At 72.1% G+C, this 517-nt stretch carries 1 protein-coding gene and 1 pseudogene; both read right to left on the reverse strand.

Annotated elements, in window-relative coordinates; translation table 11 throughout:
• The coding region (locus AC1D01_RS38275) for a class II aldolase/adducin family protein (RefSeq protein ID WP_477875252.1) at positions 1-299 on the reverse strand (299 nt) is incomplete at its 3' end.
• Positions 296-517, reverse strand: a pseudogene (locus AC1D01_RS38280) (xylulose kinase); the annotation flags it as partial. The gene AC1D01_RS38275 and the pseudogene AC1D01_RS38280, both read right to left, overlap by 4 nt.

Here is a 517-nt window from a genome sequence, read left to right on the forward strand (position 1 = left end):
GGCTGGTGCGTGTGGATGCTGCACTGCGCGTCGGGCCGCGCGCGCAGCACGCGCGCATGCAGCCCGGTCTCGACCGACGGCGGCTTCGTGCCCTCGAGCGGCGCGAGGTCGGCCAGGCGCAGCACGCACACGTCGCCGGCCGTCATCGTCAGGTAGTCGGTGGCCGAGGGCGTCACCGCGATGCGCTCGGCATCGACGCGCAGCGCGATGTTGCCGCCGGTGCCGGCGAGGAAGCCACGCAGCGACAGCTCGACGCACAAGTCGACGACGGTCTGGCGAGCAGTCGAAGCACTGATCATGCGGCAGCCTCCTGYGGCGCGTTCAAGCGGTGGTAGAGCGGCGCGAGGCGCTTGTGCACCTCCTTGAAGGCCTCGAACTTGTCGCCGTACAACCGTCGCAGCGCGCTCGCCGGCTCGTAGGTGCGGCGCGTGCGGCGCAGCGCGGCGAGGTCGGCGAACCGCAGCGCGCCGATGCCGACCCACGCGATGCTCGCGGCGCCGATCGCATTCGCCTGGAT

The organism is Rhizobacter sp. P3_B12 (assembly GCF_056402895.1).